The organism is Gemmatimonadota bacterium (assembly GCA_039715185.1).
Taxonomy (GTDB): domain Bacteria; phylum Gemmatimonadota; class Gemmatimonadetes; order Longimicrobiales; family RSA9; genus DATHRK01.
The window spans coordinates 56,186-79,568 of the sequence record JBDLIA010000006.1 but is presented as its reverse complement, the minus strand read 5'-3'; the positions used below and the strand labels follow the sequence as shown (position 1 = coordinate 79,568).

Sequence of the window (23,383 nt, the reverse complement as noted above, 5' to 3'; positions counted from 1 at the left end):
CTTGCCGTAGCGACGGCTACGGCGCGTCGTTCCGCCTTGCCCCGCGGGCGCATCACGCGCCTCGGTGCACACGGGACTTCCGCGCCGGCACACTAGTCTAGTCGGCGGCATCGGCGCTCGGTGGCCCCACCTCCAGCGCGCGCCTGACCACCTCCGGGTCGGGTCCATCCTTCAACAGCAGCAGCGTGGCGCGGCGATTATTCGAGCCGAGCGGAATGGAGTCGACCCAGGAATCCGCGCGGATCTCTCCGCAGGAAGTGTCGGCCAGGGGGACGCCTCGCACCCGGCCCGAAGTGCCCCTGTACAGGAACCGAGGGCCGTCCCCCCCGACCACCAGCCAACCGTTGCGGAAACGCCCCGGCGCCCCCTGCATGGACGCGCGCGTGCCTCGGTGCCGAGCCTGGCCCAGCGACAGAGGTTCCAGCGAACGCGCGACCCAGCCCGGCAAGACGTCGGCCTCCAGCCAGCCTCGCGATCCGAAAAATCCGGTCCCGCGAGCGGCGAGCGCCCTCGGCCCGAGCAGGAACGCCCTCCAGAGCCAGCGTCCGAGTCCGGCCAGGCCGACCAGCATCGCCCCGGCGATCCACAGCGTGCCCGTTGGCCACGCCAGGCTCAGCGGTCCGAACACGGCCGCGAAGGCGTCCTCGGCCCAGTTGGCCGCTCGGTTCCAGCGCAGTTCGCCGGTTACCGCCAGCAGCAGGCGGGCGCCCGCCTTGGACGCGTGTACGAGGAGAGCGACCACGCCGGCCCCCAGCGAGGCGGACACCCAGATGAGCGCGGGGGCGTCGGGCGACGTGGCGAGAATCGCGACCGCGGTGAGCGAAGAGGCGGCAAGGGGCCTGACCAGCGTGTGCACGGCGCTCCACCACCGCTGCGTATGCTGCGCGCGGTCGGCGAGCGCTTCCAGCAGGTACAGCAGTACCGCCGACCCGATCACGATCGGCGCGCGCAGCCCATGCAGCGCTGGAGCCAACGGGAACCACCCCAGCCTCGAGGCTATGCCGATGGCCGCGACCGCGCCGTACACGTTGAGTCCGGCCGCGATTCCAAGCCCGAGGGCGATGCCGGCGGTGGTCGTCAGTTCCACACGGCCAAGCTAAGCAATGGGAGCGGAGACTCCCAGGGCTCGTGGCAGGCGTCGGTCCCGGGACTCGCGGCGTTCCGAGACGTCCTCATCACGCCGCGCGCAGCACGATGGCGCCGTTGATCCCGCCGAAGCCGAACGAGTTGGAGAGGGCAACGGTCGCCCTGGTCGATCGGCCACCCGCGCTGACGTAGTCCAGGTCGCACGCCGGGTCCGGTCTGTCCAGGTTCAGCGTGGGCGGCAGCCACCGCCGGTGCATGGCCAGGAGCGCGATCGCGGCCTCGATCGCGCCTGAAGCCCCCAGCGCGTGTCCGTGGTAGGCCTTCGTTCCCAGGACCGCGGCGCTCTCGGCGTGGGCGCCGAGGGCGGTTCGTATCGCGCGCGTCTCCGTGGGATCGTTGAGCGGCGTGGAGGAACCGTGGGCGCTGACGACGCCGACATCGGCGGCCGAGACGTCCGCCGTCTGGAGCGCCCGCCGGATCGCGCGCGCGGCCTGCGCGCCGTCGGGGCGGGGCGCGGTCATGTGGTGCGCGTCGTTGGTGAGCCCGAAGCCGCAGATCTCGCCGTAGATCCGGGCTCCGCGAGCCTCGGCGTCCGCCCACCTTTCGAGCACGAGGGCGCAAGCGCCCTCGCCCATCACGAAGCCATCGCGATCGATGTCGAACGGGCGGCAGGCCGCGGCGGGATCATCGTTGCGCGCGCTCATGGCCCGGATGATGGCGAAGGCACCGAACGAAAGCGGAGACAGCGGGGCTTCCACCCCGGCCGCGATCGCCGCGTCCGCCTCGCCGCTGCGGATCGACCGCCAGGCCTCTCCCAGCGCGATGGTGCCCGACGCGCAGGACATCGCGTTCGTCGAGTTCGGGCCGGTGAAGCCGAAACGAATCGCCACGTTGCAACTCGCGGCTCCGCAGAACGTGTGCAGCGCCACGCGGGGATCCACGGCGCGCACGCCGCCCTCCAGAAATTTGACCACCTGCCGCTCGGCGTGGGCTACCCCACCGAGCGCCGAACCGACGTACACGGCGACCCGATCCGGATCCAGGTCGGAGGCGGCCAGATCGGCGTCCGCCAGGGCGAGGCCGGCGGAGGCGATGGCGAACTGCGAATACCGGTCCAGCCGGCGCGCGGTCCGTTGGTCCATATGATCTTCGGCGCGGAAGTCGTCGACCTGGGCTGCGAAGTGGGTGCGCCACGGGGAGGTGTCGAAGCTCGTGATGGTCTCGACCGGCGACACCTGAGCTTGCAGTCCTCGCCACAGGCCGTCGACGCCGGTCCCGGCGGCGGTGATCGGCCCCAGGCCGGTGATGGCGACGCGCGCGCTCACCTGCGCTCCGCTTCTGCCGCGACGCCCGCCAGCGTCCGGCCCGCGATGTGGCTGATGAAATGCGGCCCTATGACGAGGTTCGCTGCCACGCTGCCTATCAGCGGCCACTCCGGCCCGTCCCATTCATGGACTATGCGCGCGTGCGTTCCGGCCCCGTCCGGGTCGAGCTCCCACACGACGTCCATGCCCCGCGTTACCCCCGCCACGTGCCTGTACCTGATCCGTCGAGAGTGCGCGTCGCAGGTCATGTCGGATGCCCACCATGTGGGATAGCGGGCCGGGCCCACGAAGTCCCGCCACGCCGCCATCTCAACCAGACCTTCGCCGAAGCCGCGACGCTCCTGGAATCGCACCCAGCGATAGTGCGGCAGGATATCGGGCCATCGCTCCACGTCGGCCGCCACCTGGAACGCCACCTCGGGCGCGGCGTCGATGCGGCGCTCGTCGATCGTGATCATGGGTCTGCTCCCAGTGGCTCAGACGGCAACGTCACGCTTCGCGCGGCGCGGCTGCCTCGCCGATGATGAGGACTCGGCCGAGCAACGAGGGTCGCCGCCAGGGCGCCGATGCGGTCGGGCCGCAGCAGGGAATAGGCCGACTCGAGGTCTCCCGTGACCGCGCCGAGCGCGCGGGACAGTCGGCGCGAGTCGGCGAGCCGTCCGAACACCTCGTCGCAGAAGCGCGGCCTCGATACGACCGCCTCGATCACTCGCTGGAGCCAGCGAGCCGCGGCCGTGATGCGCCGGTGATCCCGCGCCCAACCGGAAGGATACACGACCCCGCGCCGCCGGGCGAAGAGCGCCGCAGCGAGCCGACCCGCCAGCAACTCGCCGCCGGCCAGGGCCTGGTAGATGCCCTGTCCGGTGAACGGGTCGTAGTAGCCCGCTGCGTCTCCCACCAGCGCCCAGCCCCGGCCCGCCACCGCGCGCACCGGTCGGTCGAACGGTCCGGAGGCGAGGAGAGTGGGCCGCCCGCCGGGCCACGAATAGGGCCGCTCGCGGCCGGCGACCGCGCCCACGGCCTCCCGGTAGAACGCGTACGGATCGCGCGCCGCCAACCGGCCGAAGCGGTCGGCGTCCGCCACCAACGTCACGTTCCAGCGTGGAGATTGCGGTCCCTCCGAGGCCGACCTCGCGGCCACGGGCGCGGCGCCCACGCACAGGCCGTCGCCGAGACACAGCGAGCCCACATGCCGCCCGCTGCCTGCGGCGCTGCGGTCCGCGCCCGCGAGCGCGGGCAGGTGCGCGGTGAGCGAGAACTTGCGCAGCTTCGCGGGGCGTCGAACGACGCCCAATCGCGTGGCGATCACCGATCGGAGTCCGTCCGCGCCGACGACCGCGCGGCACCGCAACTCTCGCCGTTTGCCATCGCCGCCAATCGTGCGCACACCGAGAACTTCCCCCGGGCCACCGGCCACTAGGTCGACCACGCGCACGCCGTCGAGCATCTGTGCGCCCGCGGCTCGAGCGCCCGCCACCAACATCGCGTCCAGGGCGCGGCGTTCGATGACCAGGCCGTTCGCGCCCGGCGGGAACGGCACCGGTAGCGCGGCCCCCGAGGGCGAGCGCAGCCGCCAGCCACGCAGGCGCCCCGGCGCGTGCGCCAGAACCGCGTCCAGAACGCCCAGGCGCCCGAGCACGTCCGTGGCCGCGGGACTGAGGCAGTCGCCGCAGGGCTTCGCCCGCGGGAAGACCGCTCGATCCACCAGGAGGACAGCCACTCCGGCGCGGGCCAGCCAGGTGGCCGCGGACGCGCCCGCGGGGCCGGCTCCCACGACCACCACGTCGGCGTCGAGACGCGACCGCTCGCCGCTCACGCTGGTGTCGCTCCGCCGCCGACCTCGGCGCGGGCCGGGGCGTGTGCGCTCAGCGCCAGCCGGTGCCCGTAGAGGCTGGTGATCCTCACCACGCCGAGTCCGGCCTCCGCCGCGAGACTTGCGAACTCGGAGGACGTGAGGCTTCGGTCCACGGACACCGGCGCGTCGACCCGCATCAGCGGATTTCGGCGCCAGACGGTGGCGGTCAGGATGCGGGCGCCCACGCGGTTCAGCGCGTTGCGGGCGAGGTCCGTTACCAGGACCGCTCCGCGCGATACCCGGCCCAGCTCGGCGAGCACCGCCGCGCGGTCTCGCGGCTCGATGTGGTGGAGCGCCATGTGCATCATCACGAGGTCCGCCGATCGTGGAGCCAATGGGAGCGCCCTGGCGTCGGCCCTGGCGAAGCGGAGACGCCCGTGGCCGGTAGAGCGCCGAGCGCCGGCCATGGCCGTCCTCTCGTGGAAGTCCAGGCCCACGCCCAGGCGCAGGCGGTCGCCGAGTCCGCGACTCAGGTGCCGGAGGATGTCGCCGCCCCCCGCGCCGACGTCGACCAGGGTCACGGGCCCGTCGGCCGGCAGCAAGCTGCGGGCGCGATCCCAGATCAGGCGCCGAGCGCCCGACAGGACGCTCAGGCGGGCGAGCTGATCCAGACAGTCGTCGAGGTGCGCCGGGTCCACATCGGGCTGATCCATGGCCTCGGCGAACCACCCCAGCTGCGTCGACGGGGGTCCGGACGGTGGCGCCGGTTCGCTCATCGGTCCCGGGTGCCCGGAGTGAGCACGCCGCCGGCGCGCGCGGACCGATACCGGCCGGCGAGGTGCGTTCCGCCGGGCTCCACGTGCACGACCACCTCGCGCGCGCCCATCGCTCGCGCCACGCGCAGCTCCACGTGGTCGGCGATCTTGTGCGCCTGCGCCACGTTGAGCGCCGGATCGACCGCTATCGTCAGCTCGGCGAAGGCGTTGCCGGGGCGGCCCCGCGAACGCACTTCGTAGGCGGCGAGAACGCCCTCGGCGCCAAGAGCCAACGCGCGCAGCTCCTCGGCGTCCGCCGCGCGCTCATCGACCAGCACCGGCACCGTGGAGCGGAGCACGTTGACGCCCGCGAAGGCGATGATGCCCGCGACCAGCAGCGCCACGATCGCGTCCGCCGCGGGGTAACCGAGGGCGGCGAACCCGAGCCCCACGAGGACCGCCAGCGACCCCCACACGTCGGTGCGCGTATGCAGCGCGTCGGCGATCAGCAGGTCGCTACCCAGCTCGCGGCCGCGCCGGGCTTCGTAGCGGGACACCAGCAGGCTAACCACCGCGGACGCGGCGACGACGCCCACGAGCAGCCAGCCGACCTCGGGCCCCGCGCTGCCGGCGACCAGGCGGCGCACAGCCCCGAGCACGAGCTGAAACACGGTCACCGACAGGAAGGCGACGATGCCGAGCGCCCCCAGCGTCTCGAACTTGCCGTGTCCGTAGGGGTGATCCTCGTCGGGGGCGCGGCCCGCGACCCGCGCCAGCACGAGCGCCAGAACGTTGTTGAGCGCGTCCAGGCCCGAGTGCCCGCCCTCGGCCAGCACCGCGAGCGAATCGGCCAGCGCCCCCACGGTCAGCTTGGCGGCCACGACCGCCAGGTTGGCGAAAAGGGTCAGAACCAGGACCCGTCGAACCTCGTGGCTGTATCGCAAGCGTCAGTTCCGGAAGCTGAACAGCGCTCCGCCCAGACCGTTGCGCCGGGAGCGGGCGATCTGGGGGGTGCCGAAGGGCACCGCCAGGCCTAGGGGTTCACGCACCTCGATCAGCAACCTGCCGCCGCTGGCTTCCGACCCGAAGGGGCGCGCGTAGTCGATCCTGACGGTGGTCCGGCTGCCCGCCGGGAACGCGGCGCGCAGACCCAGGCCCAGCGTGTAGTTCCAATCCGTGTCGCGTCCGAACGGCGCGTCGCCGGCCCACATTCGTCCCGCTTCTCCGAACACGGTGGCGCCCATGTCCAGCACGTCTCGAAACGGCCACCCGAAGTAGATGCGATCCTCCAGGAGCAACGTGGCGCGGCGGCCGCCCGGCGCGCGGTCCCTGGGGATGCCGCGCAGACCCCCTGCGCTCCCCAGGGTCAGCTGAAACGGTGTGATGTTGTTCCAACCACCCTGCGCCGCGCCGCGGAAGAACAGGGTGTGCTTGTCCTCGATGCCGGGGCGCAGGTAGCCGATCAACTCGCCCTCGCCCAGGACATCGACCAGTTCCGGCTGGTCAGGCCCGCCGTCGAGGAGGCGCCGTAGGTCGGCGCGTATGCGTGCCGCCACCAGGGCGTCGTTGCCGCCGCCGCCGGCGTAGAACGTCGCCGCGGTGATCAGATCGTTCTCTCCCGACAGGGGGTTGATGGAGCGGCCAACGGCAAACTGAAATTCGGCCCCCAGCGCTATGTCCTGTAGCGCCCGCATCGTATCGAAGCCTCTACGGCGCACCCACCGAATGCTGCGCCGGCCCACCACGGCGGCAATTCTGACCGCTTCGACCTCACCCATCTGGGTGCGCACTGTGGCCTCTACCGTCGGATCGTCGAGCGGGACGTCGCCGCCGGATCCAGTGACGCGGAGAGGGCCGAGGCCGGCGGGGTAGGCCAGGTCGGACCACAGCAGGGCGAGCCCGGCCAGCGTGAGGTTGCCGCGGTCGCCGAAACGGCGCGCGACGCCGAGCCGAGCCGTCTGGGAGCGCACCGGGATGAGCACGCGGGCGGTGTCATCGACCTGCACCCCGAAGAAGCGCTCGGCGCGCCCGATCCCGTGCTCGGCGGCCCAGACGCCCGTCTCCCCCACGAACGGATACCTGAGACCGTACCCGAACGCGTACCCGATCCGGGTGCGTCCCGCCTCGGCGCCGAAGTCCCAGCGGCTGCCGAGCGCCTGCGGAGAAAAGAACGCCAGGCCGTAATCGCGGGTGTCCAGTTCGGGATCCTGCCGAAAGAAGGCCGCCGCCGTCTGACCGGTCCCGGCGAGGTTGTCCTCCGCCAGCCGTGCGCCGCGCAGCAGCAGCCCTCCCTCGTCGAAGTCGGCGCGGATGTCCACCTTGGTGCTCCACTCGTCACGGGTGTTGACGATGACGTGGTGGGTGCCGTCGGGCTGCCGCACCGAAAAGACATCGACCGAGGCGAGGAACCCGAGATCGCGTAGCAGCCGCTCAGACTCCGCCAGCAGGAACGGATCCAGACAGTCGCCGACCGCGAAGAGCAGCTCGCGCTCGATCACCTCCGAGCGGGTGCGGACGTGCAGCGAGTTGGCGGTCCCGTAGGCCCACCGGAAGCGCGGATCCAGGTCCGGATCGGAGGTGTCGAAGATGGAGTGGTTGTCGATGAAGACGTGCGCGATGGGGCCTTCCTCGCAGGCCTCCTGCGCGGCGTTCACGTCGGCGGCACCCAGCGCCACGGCCAGCGCGACCAACCCGCAGGCCCCGCCGCCGTTCGACCCCGCCAGGCGTAGCATCGTCCTCCGCATGCCCCTCCATACACGCAGCGGCGGCCCAGTTGCCGCCGGACTCAAACGGAAGCGATCCATCCCCGCTGGGCAACCCAGGCGCGTTGCGGGATACGGGCCGTAGGTCGATCTTTGCCGGTCTCGACTCTGCTCGATGCTCTGCAACCATGAACGGGCCGTTCGCGCGCGCGATCCAGCGCGGCCGGGCGGACGCGAGCCTTCGGCGCGCATTGGGAGACGACGCACATGGCCACGAAACTGGCCCCCAGCCTCGGTGAGTTGGGGATTCGCACGGATCACCCGGTCCACCGTGACCGCAGCTCCGCCGAGCTGCTGGAGCGCGCGGTGTCTCGGGGCGAGGGCATCTTCACGAGCGACGGATCGTTCGTGGGCATCACGACGCCCCACACCGGCCGCTCTCCGAACGACAAGTACACGGTGCGCGAGCCGACCTCCGAGGCCGAGATCTGGTGGAGTGCCGTCAACGTCGATCTGGCCGAATCGCAGTATCACTCCCTGCGGGAGCTCGTGCGCGCCCACCTGAGCGACCGCGAGCTGTTCGTCAGCGACGTGATCTGCGGAGCCGATCCTCGCTACGCGCTCCCGGTGCGCGTGATTTCGCCGAGCGCGTGGCACTCGGTGTTCGTTCAGAACATGTTCCGTGCCCCCACGGGCGATCAGACCGCGCGAGCCGGCCAGGGGTGGACGGTCCTGCACGCACCCACGCTGCAAGCCGATCCCGCCACGCACGGGACGCGCAGCGGTACGTTCGTCGTGGCGCATTTCGCCGACCGGGTCGTGCTGGTCGGTGGAACCCGCTACGCGGGGGAGATCAAGAAGTCGATCTTCACCGTCATGAACTACCTGCTCCCTCGCCAGGGAGTACTGTCGATGCACTGCTCGGCCAACGAAGGGGCGGAGGGCGACGTGGCTCTGTTTTTCGGCCTTTCCGGGACCGGCAAGACCACGCTGTCCGCGGATCCAATGCGCAGCCTCATCGGCGACGACGAGCACGGCTGGTCGGACACGGGCGTGTTCAACTTCGAGGGCGGCAACTACGCCAAGGTGATTCGCCTGTCGCGCGACGGCGAGCCCCTTATCTGGCAGGCCAGCAGGCGCTTCGGGGCCATACTGGAAAACGTCGTGGTCGACCCCGCCACGCGCGAGGTGGACTTCGACGACGGATCGCTCACCGAGAACACGCGCTCCTCCTATCCGCTCGCCTTCATCGAAGGCGCTATTCCGGAGGCCAGCGGCGGCCATCCCCGCACCGTGGTGTTCCTGACCGCGGACGCCTTCGGCGTGCTGCCCCCGATCGCGCGCCTGAGCCCCGCCCAGGCCATGTACCACTTCATATCCGGGTACACGGCCAAGGTCGCCGGTACCGAGCGCGGCGTGACGGAGCCCAAGGCGACGTTCAGCGCGTGTTTCGGGGCGCCGTTCCTGCCGCTGCATCCGTCGGTGTACGCCAGCCTGCTGGGCGAGCGAATCGAGCAGCACGGCGCCGCCACCTGGCTGGTCAACACGGGCTGGACGGGCGGACCGTACGGTCAAGGCACGCGCATGAAGCTGGGATACACCCGGGCCATGGTTCACGCCGCGCTGTGCGGCGAGCTGGACGGCGCGCAATACAGGGACGATCCCGTGTTCGGCGTGCACGTGCCGTTGGCCGTCCCGGGTGTGCCACCGGAGGTTCTCGATCCGCGCGCCACTTGGCAGGACGCTGCCGCCTACGACCGTCAGGCCGCCGAACTCGCCGGTATGTTTCGCGAGAACTTCACAGCCTACGAGGCCGACGTGAGCGCCGACATCAGGGCCGCGGGACCGCGGTCGGGATGAGGGGCGCGCGGCGCGAGCGTCCATGACGCGGCGGCTCGCGCCGACCTGGTGGCGCCCCGAGCCCTCTCCGAGAATGGTCCGATGATAGCCAACCCGCCGGCCGCTGCGGTGACCATCCGCGATCCGCTGTGGGACACCATCGTTCTGGATGCGCGGGCCGTTCGCATCGTCGATACCCCCGCCTTTCAGCGGCTGCGCTACATCCGGCAACTCGGGCTCGCCCACCTAGTGTATCCCGGGGCGACCCACACCCGGTTCGATCACGCGCTCGGGGTCTATCACCTGGCCGGCCGTGCACTGGCCCTGCTGGAGCGTGGCGGCCTCCCCGCCGAAGCCCGTGACGACGCCGCGCTGATCCCCCTGGCCTGTCTGCTCCACGACATCGGCCATTTTCCCTTCTCCCACGCACTCGAGGAGCTGGAGGATCTGCGCGCCATCGGGGACCACGAGGAGGTGGGCGCGCGCTTCCTGCGTGATCCGGAGATCGGCGCGGCCCTCGATCAGATGGGGAGCGACGCGGGCCGGCGCGTCGCCGAGCTCATCGCGGGGCGCTCGCTGAGCCCGCTGCGTGGCCTGGTGAACGGGAGCATCGACCTGGACAAGATCGAGTACCTGACCCGCGATGCCTTGTTCTGCGGCGTGCCCTACGCGGCGGTCGACGTGAGTCGCCTCCTGCACACCCTGGCGCTGCTGCGCGATCCGGACTCCGGACGGCTGGAGATAGGCGTTCGCGAAAAGGGGGTCGCCGCCCTGGAGTCGCTGCTGTACGCCAAGTATCAGATGTTTCGCAACGTCTACTGGCACCACGCGGCGCGCGCGGCGACGGTCCTCTACAAGCGCATCGTGGCGGACGCGCTGCGGGCCAAATTGGTGACCCCCGAGGCTCTGGTGGGACGCACCGACGAGGAGTTGCTGCATGCCCTGGAGTCGGCGGCGAGCGGCGAGGAGTCGGGGTCCGCCGACCGCGTCGCTCGCTGGACGGCCTCGCTGCGCGCGCGGCGGCTGCCCAAGCGCGCCGCCGAGGTGGTGGCGGCCGATGTCGGGGTGGACGGAGCGGGCGAGTGGCTCGCCTCGGACAACTCCATCAAGCGGGCGGTGGAGGACAAGATCGCGGGAGAATTGGGGCTGGAAGAAGGGGCTGCCTTCCTGGACTATCCGGCAAAGGAACGGATGTTCGGCCTCGACCTGCTCGTGGCGATGCGCGATGGGTCCGTCATCAGGGTGGGCGCGGCGGGGCGCACTGGCTTGATCGGCCTACCGGCGGTCGCGGAGGAGCTCTATCGGAGCGCGCGAGTCCTGCGGCTGTTCACCTTCGGCGACCGCGTCGGCGTGGACCCACGCGCGCTCGGCGAGATCGCCACCTGGTCGGCCGAAGAGGCCGGCGCGCGCCTGGCCGTCGAACGGGCCGTCCTGTCCTAGTCGGCTAGAATCCGCACCGCCACCGCCGTGGCGTTGTCTGGCGCGCCGCGCGCCATGACCCGGGCCGTCAGCTCGGTGAGCAGCTCGCCGGGGGCGTCGCCTTCGCCCAGCACGCCCGCGATCTCCGCGTCGTCGAGCACCCCGCAGATTCCGTCCGAGCAGAGCAGGAAGAGGTCGTCGTCGCGGACCTCGAGCTGCGCCATGTGCGCTTCGACCTTGTCGTCGAGCCCGAGCACCAGCGTGAGCATGCTGCCGAGCGGATGGCCGGCTTCGCGCTCGGGCTGGACCCGACCCGCCTCGATGGCGTCCTGCAGCGCGGTGTCGTCGCGGGTCAGGCGGCGTAGCGAGTCGTCGCGCCAAAGGTAGACGCGCGAGTCGCCCACGTGCGCGACGCGGGCCGAGTGCTCGGCGGGATCGAGCTCGAGCACGCACAGAGTCGTGCCCATGCCGGCTTCGGCGGGAGCCTGGTCGGCTCGCTCGCGGATGGCTCCGTTGGCGGCGCGGAATGCTTCGTCGAGCCACCCTGGTCCATCATCGCGCCCGGAAGCGCCGGCCCGCACCGCGTCCACCGCGATCCGGCTCGCGACGTGCCCGGCCGGGTGCCCGCCCATGCCATCGGCGACGGCGAAGACGCCCTCATCCGACCGCAGGAAGGCGTCCTCGTTGCGAACGCGGACGAGCCCCAGATCGCTCAGCGCGGCTGAAATCCACTCCATGCCGAACGCTACCGGCGTGCGCCGCGCTTAGGCAAGGAGGAATTCGCTGCGCGGATCCGCGCGCGCGGGTCACCGCCCCGCTGGGCACGCACCCGGTCGCCGGGTGTATCGAGCCGCATGGCGCTTCGGACCCTGGTTTTCTTGGCGATGGGAGGCGGGCTCTCCGCATCGGCTGCGGCGTGCGGCCCGGCGCCGGACGACGACGCCGGCGATCGGTTCGCCGCCGCCTCCCAGGTGGCGCTGCCGCGGGACACGATGGACCTGAGCGGGAACCTGGCTCGCCTGGCGGGGCTGATCCAGGAGGCTCGAGAGACGGAAGGGGAGGCGCTGTTCGCGGCGGTGCGTGAGGCCGAGGCGGTCACCGACCGCTTGCTCGAAACCGCTCCGCCAGTCGCGTGGCTCCCCGAGCAGTACTCGGTGGATGCCACGCTGCGCCAATTCCAGGCACTCGCGGACCGCGTGGTAGCACGCCTTCGCCGCGGCGCGACGGCCGCGGACGTGGCCGACGAGCTCGCGGGGCTGGCGGCATCGGTGGCGCGGCTGCGGGAAGTGCTGGAGGAGGGGTCCGGGGGCGCCGCGCCCGCGCGTCTCGACTCACTGCTCGACGACGACGAGGCCAACAGGCGTAGTCCGGTCGAGGTATTCGGTGGCGTCCGAGTGCCGCGCCCGAGACCCGTCGTACGGCCCGATTCGGGCCCGCCGCCGCCGGGCTTGGAGACCGATTCCGCGGGGCCCTAACACAACCGCACGAACCGCGCAAGTGGGCTCCGGAACCTTGCTGGCTCATGCGGGTTACAGTGCGCACGTGGGCGGTCCGGTAGGGACGCCGGGTACCCATTAACAAGCTGGACAATTCCGAGGGGGCCCACGGCGGCCAGCCGTGCGCCCCTCGTTTACCAAAGGTGGTGAAGCCGTGATCGCACCGGCAAAGAACATCGTAAAGAAGCGCGCACGGCGGCCGAGCGACGGCCTGGTCGCGTTCGGGGGCGCGGAAGACCGCGACGCCCTGGATCAGTATCTGCGCGAGGTCAGTCGCCACGAGTTGATCACGCAGGAGCAGGAGATCGAGCTCGGGCACCGCGCCTTGCGCGGCGACGAGGAGGCTGTGCAGGCGCTCGTCCGGGCCAACCTGCGCTTCGTCATCAGCGTGGCGAAGAAGTATCAGAATCGCGGGGTTTCGCTCACCGACCTGATCCAGGAAGGCAACGTCGGTCTGGTGACCGCGGCCAGGAAGTTCGATCCCGAGCAGGGCGTGAAGTTCATCTCGTACGCCGTTTGGTGGATCCGGCAGGCGATTCTCAGCTCGCTGGCCAACCAGGGCCGCGCGGTGCGCGTTCCGCTGAATCGGGCGAGCGATCTCGCCCGCATCTTCCGGGAGAAGGAGCGCCTGAAGCAGGAGCTGAAGCGCGAGCCGACCACCGAGGAGATCGGGGTCGCGGCCAAGCTGACTCCGCAGGTCGTCGAGCACCTGCAGACGCTGAACGCGGCGGAGATTCGGCTGGACGCGCCCATCGGCGACTCGGATGACAGTCATCTCGTGGAGCGGTTCGTGGTGGATGAGGCCCCGGAGCCGGAGGAGGCGATCGAGGACCGGATGCTCTCCGAGCACGTGGGCCGGGCGCTCGAAACGCTACAGGAGCGTGACGCCAAGGTGCTGCGCCTTTACTTCGGTCTGGGCGGCGGCCGCGAGCACACGCTCGAGGAAATCGGGAACATGCTCGGCGTGACCCGTGAGCGCATCCGTCAGCTGCGCGATCGCGCGCTTCGCCGCCTGCGCGAAGGCGAAATGGGAGACGCGCTGGAGAGCTTCGCGGCTTGAGGCAAGCGCGCGTGGCCGGCCACCGCCACCCCTAGCGGATGGTTCGTGTCCGCGCGCACGTCTGATCCAGCACGCGGCCCGGAGGCCGGGGACCAACTGGTTCCCGGCCTCGTCTTGCTTGCAAGGGGGGGCATCTATCAGGTCGAGCTCCCCGACGGCGCCGTGGTCGAGGCCACCCTGCGTGGCCGCCTGAAGCTGGAGGGTCGCACGGGCGACTCCGTGGTGGCCGGCGACCGCGTAGGCGTGCGCGCCGCCCAGGACCCCACCTACACGATCGAGGACGTCTCGCCCCGCACCACGGAGCTGGCGCGCGCCGACCCGCGGCGACGGGGACGCCGCGCGAAGGTGATCGTCGCGAACGTGGACCGGCTCGTGGTCGTGTTCGCCTACGAAAGCCCGGTGCCCAATCCGCGTCTGATCGACCGCTTTCTGGTGCTCGCCGAAGCGAACCATCTTCCGGCGGTGCTGGTTGCCAACAAGGTGGACCTGGTCATGACCGAGGTCGCGTCCGCCGCCGAGCCCGCGGTCCCGGACCCCGATCCGTTCGAGCCGTACGAGCGCATCGGCTACCCGGTGTTGCGCACGTCGGTCGAGTCGGGCGCGGGGCTCGCGGAGCTGCGCGCGGCCCTGCGAGACTCGACGAGCGTGCTCACCGGCCCATCCGGCGTGGGCAAGTCCAGCCTGCTGAACGCGCTGTGGCCGGGCCTGAATCTGCGCGTGGGCGAGGTCAGCGAGGCCGTAAACAAGGGTCGCCACACGACCGTCGCCGCCCGACTCATCCCGCTCTCCGAAGGCGCCTACGTGGCCGACACTCCGGGGCTGCGCGAGCTCGGCCTCTGGGGGGTGGATCCCGCCCAACTGGACGCCGCCTTCGTCGAGTTCCGGCCTCATCTGGAGTCGTGCCGCTTCGGGAGCTCCTGTTCGCACACGCACGAGCCGGACTGCGCCGTCGTCGCCGCCCTCGAGCGCGGCGAGATAGGCTCGCCCCGCTACGAGAGCTACAAGCTCCTGCTGGAGGACCTGGCCGGTCAGCCGCGGCGCTGACCCGATCCGCGCTCGGTCAACGACCGAGTCCTGCGCGTAGGCCGGCCAGCACGGTGAAGCCTCGCGCCTGAAACCCGGTGGGATCCTCGTAGCTCTCGTCGAGCAGATTCTCGATTCGCACGACGGCCGCCAAGCGGCGCCCGCGGTCCGAACGGAGCAGGGGTACCTCGGCGGACACGTCCAGCAGGAAGAACGCGTCGGACTCCACGCGGACCGCGGGGAAGGAAGAGAAGTCCTGATCTTCTCTGGCGCCGACGTAGCGCCCTTCCGCGGCCAGGACGCCGACGGCTTGTGAACGCCATGTGACGCGCGAAGACCAGGAGTGCCGAGGCCGGCGCAAGAGCCGTTGGCCGGGCGCGAACGTGGCGTCGGCCGTCACGTCGAACCCCGGATCGCGCACCTCGGTGTCCAGCCACGTGTAGTCCGCGGCGATCCCGATGCCGCCGCCGAGCGCTGCCTCCCCGCTTATCTCCATGCCCCGGGCATCGGCGCGCGCGATGTTGAAGAAGTTGGGGTCTCCGTCCACCGGCGGCGCAAACGTGAAGTCGATCAGCTCGTCGAAGCGCTGATCGAAGAAAGTCGCCGAGAGGGTCGCCGCACCGTCCCGGGTGGCGGCGTCCAACCCGACCTCCCAACTCCGCGATTCCTCCGGCACGAGATCCGGATTCCCCAGCGCGAATCCTTCCGCGAAGTTCTCGAAGAAGGTCGGCTCCTTGAAGCCCGTTCCGGCCGACGCGCGCACGCGGAGCGCAGCCGCGGGGGCGAAGGACGCCCCCAGGCGCCAGGTCGTGTGGCTTCCGAAGATTTCGTTGTCCTCGTAACGCACACCTCCGGTGAGCGACACGTCGGTACGCGGCGTGAGGAGGACCTGACCGTACAGGGCGCGCGTGGATCGATCGTTGGCCGCGGCGCTCTCGAATGGCCCGAAAGAGCTCTCGGAGGCGAGCGCCGTCTCCAGCGATTCGTCCTCGACCAGACCGCCGATAGTCAGGACCGCGGTCTCCTCCAACCGAACGTGCGCACGGGCGTCCGCGAGCAGCCGTCGCGCCTCGTCGTCGGTGCGCAGCGATTCGGCGTCTTCCGCGTCATCGAACGCGTCGCGGATGCCCTCGTCGCTGCGGTGCGCTCCGAGCGTGATCTCCGCCTCCACAGGGCCGAAACGGCGGCTGGCGTCCAGCGACGCCACCGTGCGGTCGCCCGCGGTGAACTGATTTCGGTCGACGAGCGCGCCGGCGCCGTTGGTCGGGAAGTGGAAGTCGTGGTCCGAGTAGCGCAGCGAAAGCGCTATCGAGGTGAGCTCATCGGGCTGGAGCGCCAGGCGGGCGCTGGCCTCCGTGTTTCGATACTGGTTGTTGAAATCCAATACTCCGTCGGTGTCGAAGTTGGACAGCGACGCCGAGTAGGAGAGCCGGTCGCCGCCCCCGAAGACCGCGACCGCCAGGTCCACGGTGCCGTGGCTGCCGCCCCGCGCGCGCGCGTCCAACTTCGGCGCGCCCGCACCCTCCCTGGTGTGTATCTCGATCACCGCGGCCACCGCATCGGATCCGTACAGCACGCTGCTGGGACCGCGTACGACCTCGATGCGATCGATGTTTGCTGCCGTCAGGTGGGCGATGTTCAGCCCCCCGCCCGGGGCGTTCACGGGAACGCCATCGATCAGCACGCGCACGTAGTCGCTCTCGCCGCCGCGCACGAAGATGGAGGTCGTGCCTCCGAACGAGCCGGTTTCGACGACGGTTATCCCCGCCCACTCATCGAGCGCTTCGGCCAGCGACCGTATTCCGCGCGCTCGCAGCGTCTCCCCATCGACCACCGTCACGTTCAGCGGTACGGCGGCCCGAGGCACCGGAAGGCGTAGCGCGGTGACGCTCAGCCCGGGCAGCGGGTAGACGACCGTGTCCGCGGACTCCTGGGCCGCGCCCGGGGCAACCAGAAGGCAAAGCGTCGTGGTCGCGACGCCGAGGGCAGTACGGATGCGCATGATTCTCCTGCGACTATGCGGGTGGAATGGGTTGCGGTCCGGGCCGGATCGGTCTCCTCAGCGGCACCACCTGCGGCGCGCCCTGGTCTCGACCCGGTCCCGGGTGTGTCGTGATGCGCACGGGCCACTCGTAGACCCGCTCGATGTGCTCCTGTCGAAGCACATCGCCGGGAGGGCCCTCGGCCCTCGGCCGCCCCCGGTCCAGAAGGAGTACGCGATCCGCGAAGCGCCCCGAGAGGTTGAGCGAGTGCGTGACGAGAACCACCGCGCGCCCCTCGCGGGCGAGGCCCAGCAGGAGCGAGAAAATGGCCATCTCGTGGCGCACGTCGAGCGCCGCTGTGGGCTCGTCCAGGACGAGCGCCTCGGGCTCCTGGGCCAACGCGCGGGCGATGCGAACGCGCTGCATCTCCCCGCCCGACAGCGTCGACAGGAGGCGGTCTGCGAAGGCGCCGGCGTCGCAGCGCGCCATGGCGTCGGAGACGGCGGCGTGGTCGGAGTCCGCCATGGGTCGCCACGGTCCCACGTGTGGGTAGCGCCCCATGGCGACGTAGTCACGCACGCGCATGGGGAACGCCACGGTCTCCGATTGGGGGACCACTCCCACCCGGCGCGCGAGCGCCCGCCGATCCCACGCGGGCACCGATGCGCCGGCGAACGTGACCTCGCCGGTGGTGGGAACGTGGGCGCCGAGCAGCACCCGGAGCAGCGTCGATTTGCCGCTGCCGTTGGGGCCTATCACCGTCGACAGGACGCCCGCGGGCGCGTGGAAGTCGACGCCGTCGAGCGCCGGCCGCGCGCTCCTCGGGTAGCGAAACGTCACGCCCCGGGCGCGGAACTCGGGCGCCCCCCTCACGCGAGGCTCCGCCTCAGCAGGAGCGCGAAGACCGGCACTCCGATCAGCGCTGTGACCACGCCCACCGGCAACTCCATGGCCTCCGTGGCGCTGCGAGCCAGCGTGTCCGCGGCGATCAGGAACGCCCCGCCCCCCAGCAGGCTCGCCGGCAGCAGCAGCCGGTGATCGCCCCCCCACACCAGCCGCAACGCGTGGGGGACGACCAGGCCGATGAAGCCGATGACTCCGGCGGCGGCCACCGCCCCGGCGACCAGCAGCGAGGCGAGGAAATAGGCCGCGATCTTCACGCGCTCCACGCGGGTGCCCAGATACAGCGCCGTGTCCTCGCCGATCGCGAGCAGGTTCAGCGGACGGGCGAGCGCCACCAGGGCGGCGGACGCGGGCAACACGGCGGCCGCCAGGGCCAACGGTGCGCGCCACCCGGTGCCGGAAAGGCTGCCCATCATCCAGAAGATCGCGGACCGAAACGTCTCCGCGCTGGCGAACGTGAGCAGCAGCAGGATGACCGCGTTGAAGAAGGCTCCGGCGATGACTCCGGCCAGCAGCAGCACGCGGGTGTCCAGCGCCCGGCCCGGGGCGGAGGCGATGCGAAAAACCAGAGCGGTCGCGCCGAGCGCGCCGGCCAGCGCGGCCACGGGGAGGGCGACGGAAGAGGTCTGCGGCAGTCCCAGCGCCAGCGCCAGCACCGCGCCCACGGCCGCGCCGCCGGACACCCCCAGCACGTAGGGATCGGCGAGCGGGTTGCGCAGCAGCGCCTGGAACACGGCGCCGGCCAGCGCCAGGGCTCCGCCCGCCAGCGCCGCGAGGGCTATGCGCGGCAAGCGCAACTCCCACACGATGACGCGCGTGGGTTCGTCGGCGGCGCCGCGCAGCGCGGCGACCACGTCGGCCAGGGGAAGCCCCGCCGATCCTACGCCGACCGCCAGCACGGCCAGCGCGGCGAGCAGCACGGCCAGCAGAAAGAGGCGCGCCACTAGCCCTCGACCTCCGTCGGGGTGCCTCGGCTCCCCGGCGCGCCGTCGTCTCCGTCCAGCCCGACGCCCGGGTAGTAGGTGCGCGCGAGCGTGCGGGCCACGTCCACCAGGTGCGGACCCGGCCGGTGGAACAGCTCGGCGTCGACCTCGTGAACGCGGCCGGCGCGCACCGCCGACAGGCTGGCCCAGCCCGGGAGTCGAGCGAGTTGATCGGCGTGCGCGAAGCCCTCCTCGCCCACGGGCACGAGCAGCACGTCGGGGTCTCTAGCGACAACCTGTTCGAGGCTGATTGTGGGCCAGCGCGCGCCGGCGTCCGCGAACACGTTGATCCCGCCCGCCAGCTCTATCACCTCGTGCAGAAACGTGCCCGGACCGGCCGTCATGGGGGGATCGGTCGAGAGCACGTACAGGACGCTCGGCCGCGGCATCCCGTCCACGGCGCGCCTGACCTCGTCCAGCCCGGAGCGCGTGTCGCGGACGATGCCCTCGGCGGCTTCGCGGAGGTCCAGCAGCCGACCGATGCGAAGGACCGTCGAGTCGGCGTCCGCGAGCGACTGAATGTCGGCGGCGTAGACCGAGACACCCAGGTCCCGGAGCCGTCCCAGAACGGTGCGGGCGGTGCCGTCGGTCCAGCCGATCACCAGGTCCGGGCGCCGCTGCACCAGCCACTCGAGGTCCGGGGTGAGGCCTCCCCCCACCGACGGGAGCGTGTCCAGCAGGGGGTTGGTGTCGTAGTCGGTGCGGGCGATGAGCCTGTCCGCCGCGCCCAGCGCCACGACGAACTCCGTCACCGCGGGGATGAGCGAGACGATGCGCCGGGGCGCCGCTGCCGGGTCCACCGCGTTGCCGGCATCGTCCACGACCCGTAACGCGGCGGCGGCGGTTTGCGCCGCGCCAGCGTCACCCGCCCCTACCTCGCCCGCGCAACTCCACAGGCCGAGCGCCGCCACCAGCGTGACCCAGCCGGTCCCGCCAACTCCACGATGCAACAAGGCCCGCTCCCGCGTTACGGGGACGGGCCGGGACACGACCGGGCCGAGCGGGCACGCGCCGTGCACCCCCGGCCCTCTCCCTCGAAGGACGTGTGTTCGGGGCGCGGACGTGCCGGTCTCCTGGCTCGAGGCGGCGCCGCTCGCCTTCCCGGAGATCTCGCTCCAGTGGCTCGCTGAACGGGCCTGGCCCGGCGCAGTTGCCGGGGCCTCTCACAGTGGCGGGGCCGCGCCGGAATCTCACCGGCTTCCGTTTGGCACCGCCCGCGTACTCTCGTCTGTCATCGGCTCCGGCTTTCAGCGCCGGGGCCGACCCTACCCTACTGCAGACCCGGTGAGCCTGGCAAGCTTGTCCCGCGAGCGGGCCGTGGTGACATTCCGGCCTCGTCGGGCGGCCGGCCCGCCAGGAACAGCGATCGGAACGGATGAACGCGGCAGCGGGAGTCGGGGGGCGTCTCCTGGCATCGTGGGGACGGACGGCGCACAACGTGGCGCGGCACGCCGGACGCATGGTCAGTCTCTTCGCGGGGATCGTGGGGGCGTTCGCGCGGGGCCGGGTACCGCTGCGCGCGGTGGTTGATCAGATCTGGTGGATGGGGGTCCAGTCCATCCCCATCGTGATCGTCACCGCCATGCTCGGCGGCATCGTTACGTCCCAGCAAGGAGGGTATCAGTTCACAGGCGCCATCCCGCTCTACATCCTGGGCAGCGTCGTGGCCTCCAGCGTGGTGCTCGAGCTCGGACCCGTGATGACCGCGATCGTCATGGTCGGGCGGGTGGGGGCCCGCATCACAGCCGAATTCGGGACGATGAAGGTCTCCGAGCAGATCGACGCGTTGCGCTCGCTCGGACGCGATCCCGTCGTGGTGCTCGCCGCGCCGCGCGTGGCCGCCGGCATTCTCGTGGTGCCGGTTCTCGTCGCGATCGCCAACGTAGTAGGCGTGTTCACCGGCATGGTCGCGGCCAACCTGACGATGGGCCTCGGGTCCGGGTCGTTCTTCTACGGGGCCCAACTGTACTGGCACAAGTGGGACCTGGTGTACTCGTTGGTGAAAGCGACGGCGTTCGGCTTCTGGATCCCGTTCATCGCCGTGCACATGGGGTTCGAGACCCAGGGAGGCGCCGAGGGCGTGGGCAAGGCGACCACGTCGGCGGTGGTGTTCATGACGCTCGCGGTCCTCATACTGGACGCCTCCATGCCGCCCATCCTGCTGAACTGAATGGTCGAGTACAAGAACATCCACAAGGCGTTCGACCTGCCCGTTCTGACAGGCGTCGACCTGCGCGTGGAGACCGGCGAAACGATGGCCGTCGTCGGCCCATCGGGCACCGGCAAGAGCGTGCTGCTCAAGACCACCATCGGCCTGATCGTGCCGGATCGGGGCGACGTCTGCATAGACGGCGAGTCGGTGTATTTTTCGGGGCGCGGGACGCTCGAGCGGGTGCGGCAGCGCGTCGGGTACGTGTTTCAGGGCTCGGCCCTGTTCGATTCCATGAACGTGTTCGAGAACGTCTCGCAGGGGATCCCGGAGGCCAGGCTTCGAGCCATGCCGCGTAGCGAGCTGATGGCCCGGGTGGCGAGGTCCCTCGAGCACGTCAATCTGGATCCGGCGCAGGTCCTGGCGAAGCTGCCCTCGGAGCTGTCGGGCGGCATGAGGAAGCGCTTGGGCCTGGCGCGCGCGATCGTGGGGGAACCCGAGATCCTGCTCTACGACGAGCCGGTCACGGGGCTGGACCCGGTAAACGCCGCGAGCATCCACCTGCTGATCGAGCGTCTCGCGGCGGAGCTGGACGTCACCTCGATACTGGTGACGCACGACGTGCACGGGGCGCTGGTGATCGCCGATCACGTCGCCATGCTGACGAACGGGACCATCCGATTCGTCGGCCAGCCCGAGGAATTCAAGAACACGGACGATCCGATGGTGCAGGCATACCTGAGTCAGGACCCGCGGGTCTCTCTCTCCTTGATGGAGGCGATCTGATGGCGGCGTCGCCCCAACGCCAGGATCTGGAAAACCTCGTCCCTCCAAGCCCCGCACGGCGGGAGATCTGGGCCGGAGTCTTCGCCATCATCGGCGTCGTCGCGGCGCTGGTGACGCTTATCATGCTCACGGACCCGGGCACGTTCCGCGGTCGGGCCAACGTGTTCGCGGTCCTCCCCGACGCCGGCGGACTGCGCAACGGCGACCCGGTTCGCATGCTCGGCGTGAACATCGGGCGGGTCACCGAGTTCGACCTCGAGAGGGGGGGCGGCGTGCGCATCCGGATCGAGCTCGAGCGCGCATACGAAGTGCCGGCCGACTCGCGGGTTCGGCTTCGCTCCGCCGGACTCGTCGGAGGCATGGTCGCCGACATCGAACCGGGCGTCTCCGACGAATTCCTTCAGGGCGGAGAAACCATCCCGGGCACCATCGTGCGCGGGCTCTTCGACCCCGACTCCGAGGGCATAGCGCGCGTGGACACGCTGCTGCTCAGGGCCGAGGGCATGGTTTCGGATCGCCTGGTCGATGACGTCCACGCGTCGGTGTCCGAGCTGCGCGCGCTGCTCGTGGAAACGCGCGAGCTGGTGGTGGCCCAGCGCTCGGACCTGGCGGGTCTGTCGCGCTCGCTGCGGGTCAGCGCGGAGAACCTGGAGAGGGCCACGTCGGGGCCCGAGCTGCAGCGCGCGGTGGCCCGCATGGACTCCCTCACGGCCGAGCTCACGCAGGCGTCCACGCACCTGACCGCCACCACCGCGTCCCTCCAGGAGGTGCTGGGGCGGATGGAGCGCGGCGAGGGAACGCTGGGTCTGCTGAGCGCCGACGACTCTCTCTACCTGAGCCTGACCGGCGCGGCCAGCGGCATGCAGGCGGCGACGGAGAGTCTGAACGCGTTGCTCGAGGACGTGCGGGCCAACCCTCGTAAGTACATCAATCTGGAGATTTTCTGAGGGGACCCGGCCAGGCCCGCTACGGCGTGCAGTCGAGCAGCGGCGCCGTCGCCCACTGCCCCGATTCATCGCGCTGGAGGGTCTCCAGCCGACTGGAGGAGGTGTCGAACACCTCCAGCACGAATCCGGGCCATCCGTCCCGATCCCAGTCCAGATAGCCGAGCACCCTGGGCGCCGTCTTGCCGGTCTGGGGGTAGTCCCAGAAGGCCGTGAACACCGTGTCCAGGCCGATGCCGGATCGATCCGCACTCGGCGTCGCGAGGTAGAACAGCGCGAAGCCCAGGTCGTCCAGGCCGGGCCCCAGGGTATCCCCTACGAGCAAAGTGGCCACGAGGCCGTCCCCGCCGTCCGGGCTCGGAAAGGCCTGCGCCTGGACCAGCGCCGCCTGCCAGTTTCCGGGCAGGCCGGCGCCGCGCGCGCGCAGGAGTCGTTCGGCCAGGATGGGACCGACCCGCCTGCCGCGCGCGCGCAGCGCGGCCGCCGCCGCCGAGTCGCGGCCCACTCCCGTCTGCGGCGGCAGCGTGCCCTCGGCGAGCGCGAGGAAGTCGCCCGCGCGCTCGACGCCGGCCGCGAGTTCCAGGCCGCCGGTGGCGGTCGCGGTCGCCGCGCACGCGCCGTCGCCCGACGGCGAGGCGCCGTCGAGCACGAACGTTCCGGCCCTCCGTCCCGCCCTGTAGAGCGAAAACTCGCTGCCCTGGCGCATGAACTCCGTGACGAATCGCCGCCAATACTCCTCGGGGAGCGGCTCCAGACCGAGCGGCCTGAGACCGTCTTCCGCGAGTTCCGCGACCGGGCGCAGGCGAGCGCCACCGCCGCCGGCACGAGCCACGAACAGGACCGCGGCGGTGGGCAGGGCGATGGTCTCGGGAGAAGCCTCGGCGGAGGCCCCTTCGGCCGCGGGCTGTTCCCGCGGCGGCGGCGGCACCACATCGAAATCGACGCCGCCCCAGGCCACGTTGTCGCAGCCCGAAGCGAGGATTAAGATGAGCGCGCCCAGGGCGCTCAGCGGCCCTTTTCCGGGGCGCGATTCGGCAGGCTCTCGTGCTGTCAGCGGCCGCATGGAAGAGGAGGTGGACGGGCCCCGTTTCGTCGAGCGCCAAGAGTAGATGGGGCCGTACCCCAAACGCAACGTA

Annotated in this window: 21 protein-coding genes and 1 riboswitch; of the genes, 8 read left to right on the top strand and 13 right to left on the bottom strand. The window is 71.0% G+C overall.

Features of this window, described 5'->3' with window-relative positions; all coding sequences use genetic code 11:
• Positions 1–97: 97 nt before the first annotated feature.
• The 7 genes from ABFS34_02425 to ABFS34_02395 all read right to left on the bottom strand — a co-directional run bounded on the left by ABFS34_02425 (position 98) and on the right by ABFS34_02395 (position 7,705).
• Entirely contained in the window at positions 98–1,087 is a 990-nt protein-coding gene (locus ABFS34_02425) for a DUF4126 domain-containing protein (protein MEN8374285.1), read from the bottom strand.
• An 88-nt stretch (positions 1,088–1,175) separates the two neighbouring features.
• Entirely contained in the window at positions 1,176–2,411 is a 1,236-nt protein-coding gene (locus tag ABFS34_02420; protein ID MEN8374284.1) for a beta-ketoacyl-[acyl-carrier-protein] synthase family protein, read from the bottom strand.
• Positions 2,408–2,869, bottom strand: a complete 462-nt coding sequence (locus tag ABFS34_02415) for an SRPBCC family protein (protein ID MEN8374283.1) — start codon at positions 2,867–2,869, stop codon at positions 2,408–2,410. The genes ABFS34_02420 and ABFS34_02415 overlap by 4 nt, the downstream gene beginning before the upstream one ends.
• On the bottom strand, positions 2,866–4,227 hold the full coding sequence (locus tag ABFS34_02410; GenBank protein ID MEN8374282.1) for an FAD-dependent monooxygenase: 1,362 nt from the start codon (positions 4,225–4,227) through the stop codon (positions 2,866–2,868). Before ABFS34_02410 ends, ABFS34_02415 begins: the two co-directional genes overlap by 4 nt.
• Positions 4,224–4,919 carry a methyltransferase domain-containing protein gene (locus ABFS34_02405; GenBank protein MEN8374281.1) on the bottom strand — a complete coding sequence of 232 codons (696 nt, stop codon included), beginning with the start codon at positions 4,917–4,919 and terminating at the stop codon, positions 4,224–4,226. Before ABFS34_02405 ends, ABFS34_02410 begins: the two co-directional genes overlap by 4 nt.
• A 59-nt stretch (positions 4,920–4,978) precedes the next feature.
• Positions 4,979–5,905 carry a cation diffusion facilitator family transporter gene (locus ABFS34_02400; GenBank protein MEN8374280.1) on the bottom strand — a complete coding sequence of 309 codons (927 nt, stop codon included), beginning with the start codon at positions 5,903–5,905 and terminating at the stop codon, positions 4,979–4,981.
• A 3-nt stretch (positions 5,906–5,908) separates the two neighbouring features.
• The gene (locus tag ABFS34_02395; protein ID MEN8374279.1) at positions 5,909–7,705 is read right to left on the bottom strand and encodes a hypothetical protein; all 1,797 of its coding nucleotides are present in this window, start codon (positions 7,703–7,705) and stop codon (positions 5,909–5,911) included.
• 225 nt (positions 7,706–7,930) lie between these two features.
• Here ABFS34_02395 and pckA point away from each other — a divergent pair, with 225 nt between their 5' ends.
• Entirely contained in the window at positions 7,931–9,523 is a 1,593-nt protein-coding gene (gene pckA / locus ABFS34_02390) for a phosphoenolpyruvate carboxykinase (ATP) (GenBank protein ID MEN8374278.1), read from the top strand.
• 81 nt (positions 9,524–9,604) lie between these two features.
• A complete protein-coding gene (locus ABFS34_02385) occupies positions 9,605–10,942 on the top strand; it encodes an HD domain-containing protein (GenBank protein ID MEN8374277.1) in 1,338 nt (445 codons plus the stop codon).
• Here the strand turns inward: ABFS34_02385 and ABFS34_02380 are convergent.
• Positions 10,939–11,658: a protein phosphatase 2C domain-containing protein gene (locus tag ABFS34_02380; protein MEN8374276.1), complete on the bottom strand. Its 720-nt coding sequence runs from the start codon at positions 11,656–11,658 to the stop codon at positions 10,939–10,941. The two genes, ABFS34_02385 and ABFS34_02380, sit on opposite strands and share 4 nt — an antisense overlap.
• 117 nt (positions 11,659–11,775) lie before the next feature.
• Here ABFS34_02380 and ABFS34_02375 point away from each other — a divergent pair, with 117 nt between their 5' ends.
• The 3 genes from ABFS34_02375 to rsgA all read left to right on the top strand — a co-directional run bounded on the left by ABFS34_02375 (position 11,776) and on the right by rsgA (position 14,521).
• A complete protein-coding gene (locus ABFS34_02375; protein ID MEN8374275.1) occupies positions 11,776–12,396 on the top strand; it encodes a hypothetical protein in 621 nt (206 codons plus the stop codon).
• A 175-nt stretch (positions 12,397–12,571) separates the two neighbouring features.
• Positions 12,572–13,477, top strand: a complete 906-nt coding sequence (locus ABFS34_02370) for an RNA polymerase sigma factor RpoD/SigA (GenBank protein ID MEN8374274.1) — start codon at positions 12,572–12,574, stop codon at positions 13,475–13,477.
• A gap of 45 nt (positions 13,478–13,522) precedes the next feature.
• On the top strand, positions 13,523–14,521 hold the full coding sequence (gene rsgA / locus ABFS34_02365) for a ribosome small subunit-dependent GTPase A (protein MEN8374273.1): 999 nt from the start codon (positions 13,523–13,525) through the stop codon (positions 14,519–14,521).
• Positions 14,522–14,537: 16 nt separating this feature from the next.
• On the opposite strand, the gene ABFS34_02360 is transcribed toward rsgA, so the two are convergent.
• The 4 genes from ABFS34_02360 to ABFS34_02345 are packed head-to-tail and all read right to left on the bottom strand — an operon-like array spanning position 14,538 to position 19,318.
• Positions 14,538–16,502: a TonB-dependent receptor gene (locus ABFS34_02360; GenBank protein ID MEN8374272.1), complete on the bottom strand. Its 1,965-nt coding sequence runs from the start codon at positions 16,500–16,502 to the stop codon at positions 14,538–14,540.
• Between the two features lie 13 nt (positions 16,503–16,515).
• The gene (locus tag ABFS34_02355; GenBank protein MEN8374271.1) at positions 16,516–17,355 is read right to left on the bottom strand and encodes an ABC transporter ATP-binding protein; all 840 of its coding nucleotides are present in this window, start codon (positions 17,353–17,355) and stop codon (positions 16,516–16,518) included.
• Positions 17,352–18,329, bottom strand: a complete 978-nt coding sequence (locus ABFS34_02350; protein MEN8374270.1) for an iron ABC transporter permease — start codon at positions 18,327–18,329, stop codon at positions 17,352–17,354. Before ABFS34_02350 ends, ABFS34_02355 begins: the two co-directional genes overlap by 4 nt.
• Entirely contained in the window at positions 18,329–19,318 is a 990-nt protein-coding gene (locus ABFS34_02345; GenBank protein MEN8374269.1) for a cobalamin-binding protein, read from the bottom strand. The genes ABFS34_02350 and ABFS34_02345 overlap by 1 nt, the downstream gene beginning before the upstream one ends.
• A 118-nt stretch (positions 19,319–19,436) precedes the next feature.
• A riboswitch (cobalamin riboswitch) is annotated at positions 19,437–19,570 on the bottom strand.
• A gap of 173 nt (positions 19,571–19,743) precedes the next feature.
• Here ABFS34_02345 and ABFS34_02340 point away from each other — a divergent pair.
• From ABFS34_02340 to ABFS34_02330, 3 genes are read left to right on the top strand one after another with little or no spacing between them, the layout of a single operon-like run.
• Positions 19,744–20,538 carry an ABC transporter permease gene (locus tag ABFS34_02340; protein MEN8374268.1) on the top strand — a complete coding sequence of 265 codons (795 nt, stop codon included), beginning with the start codon at positions 19,744–19,746 and terminating at the stop codon, positions 20,536–20,538.
• A complete protein-coding gene (locus ABFS34_02335) occupies positions 20,539–21,303 on the top strand; it encodes an ATP-binding cassette domain-containing protein (GenBank protein ID MEN8374267.1) in 765 nt (254 codons plus the stop codon). It begins immediately after the preceding gene.
• Positions 21,303–22,250, top strand: coding sequence for an MlaD family protein (locus ABFS34_02330; protein MEN8374266.1), 948 nt, complete (start codon positions 21,303–21,305; stop codon positions 22,248–22,250). Before ABFS34_02335 ends, ABFS34_02330 begins: the two co-directional genes overlap by 1 nt.
• Before the next feature lie 19 nt (positions 22,251–22,269).
• On the opposite strand, the gene ABFS34_02325 is transcribed toward ABFS34_02330, so the two are convergent.
• Complete coding sequence (locus ABFS34_02325; protein ID MEN8374265.1) at positions 22,270–23,205, bottom strand: hypothetical protein; 936 nt, start codon at positions 23,203–23,205, stop codon at positions 22,270–22,272.
• Positions 23,206–23,383 lie beyond the last annotated feature (178 nt).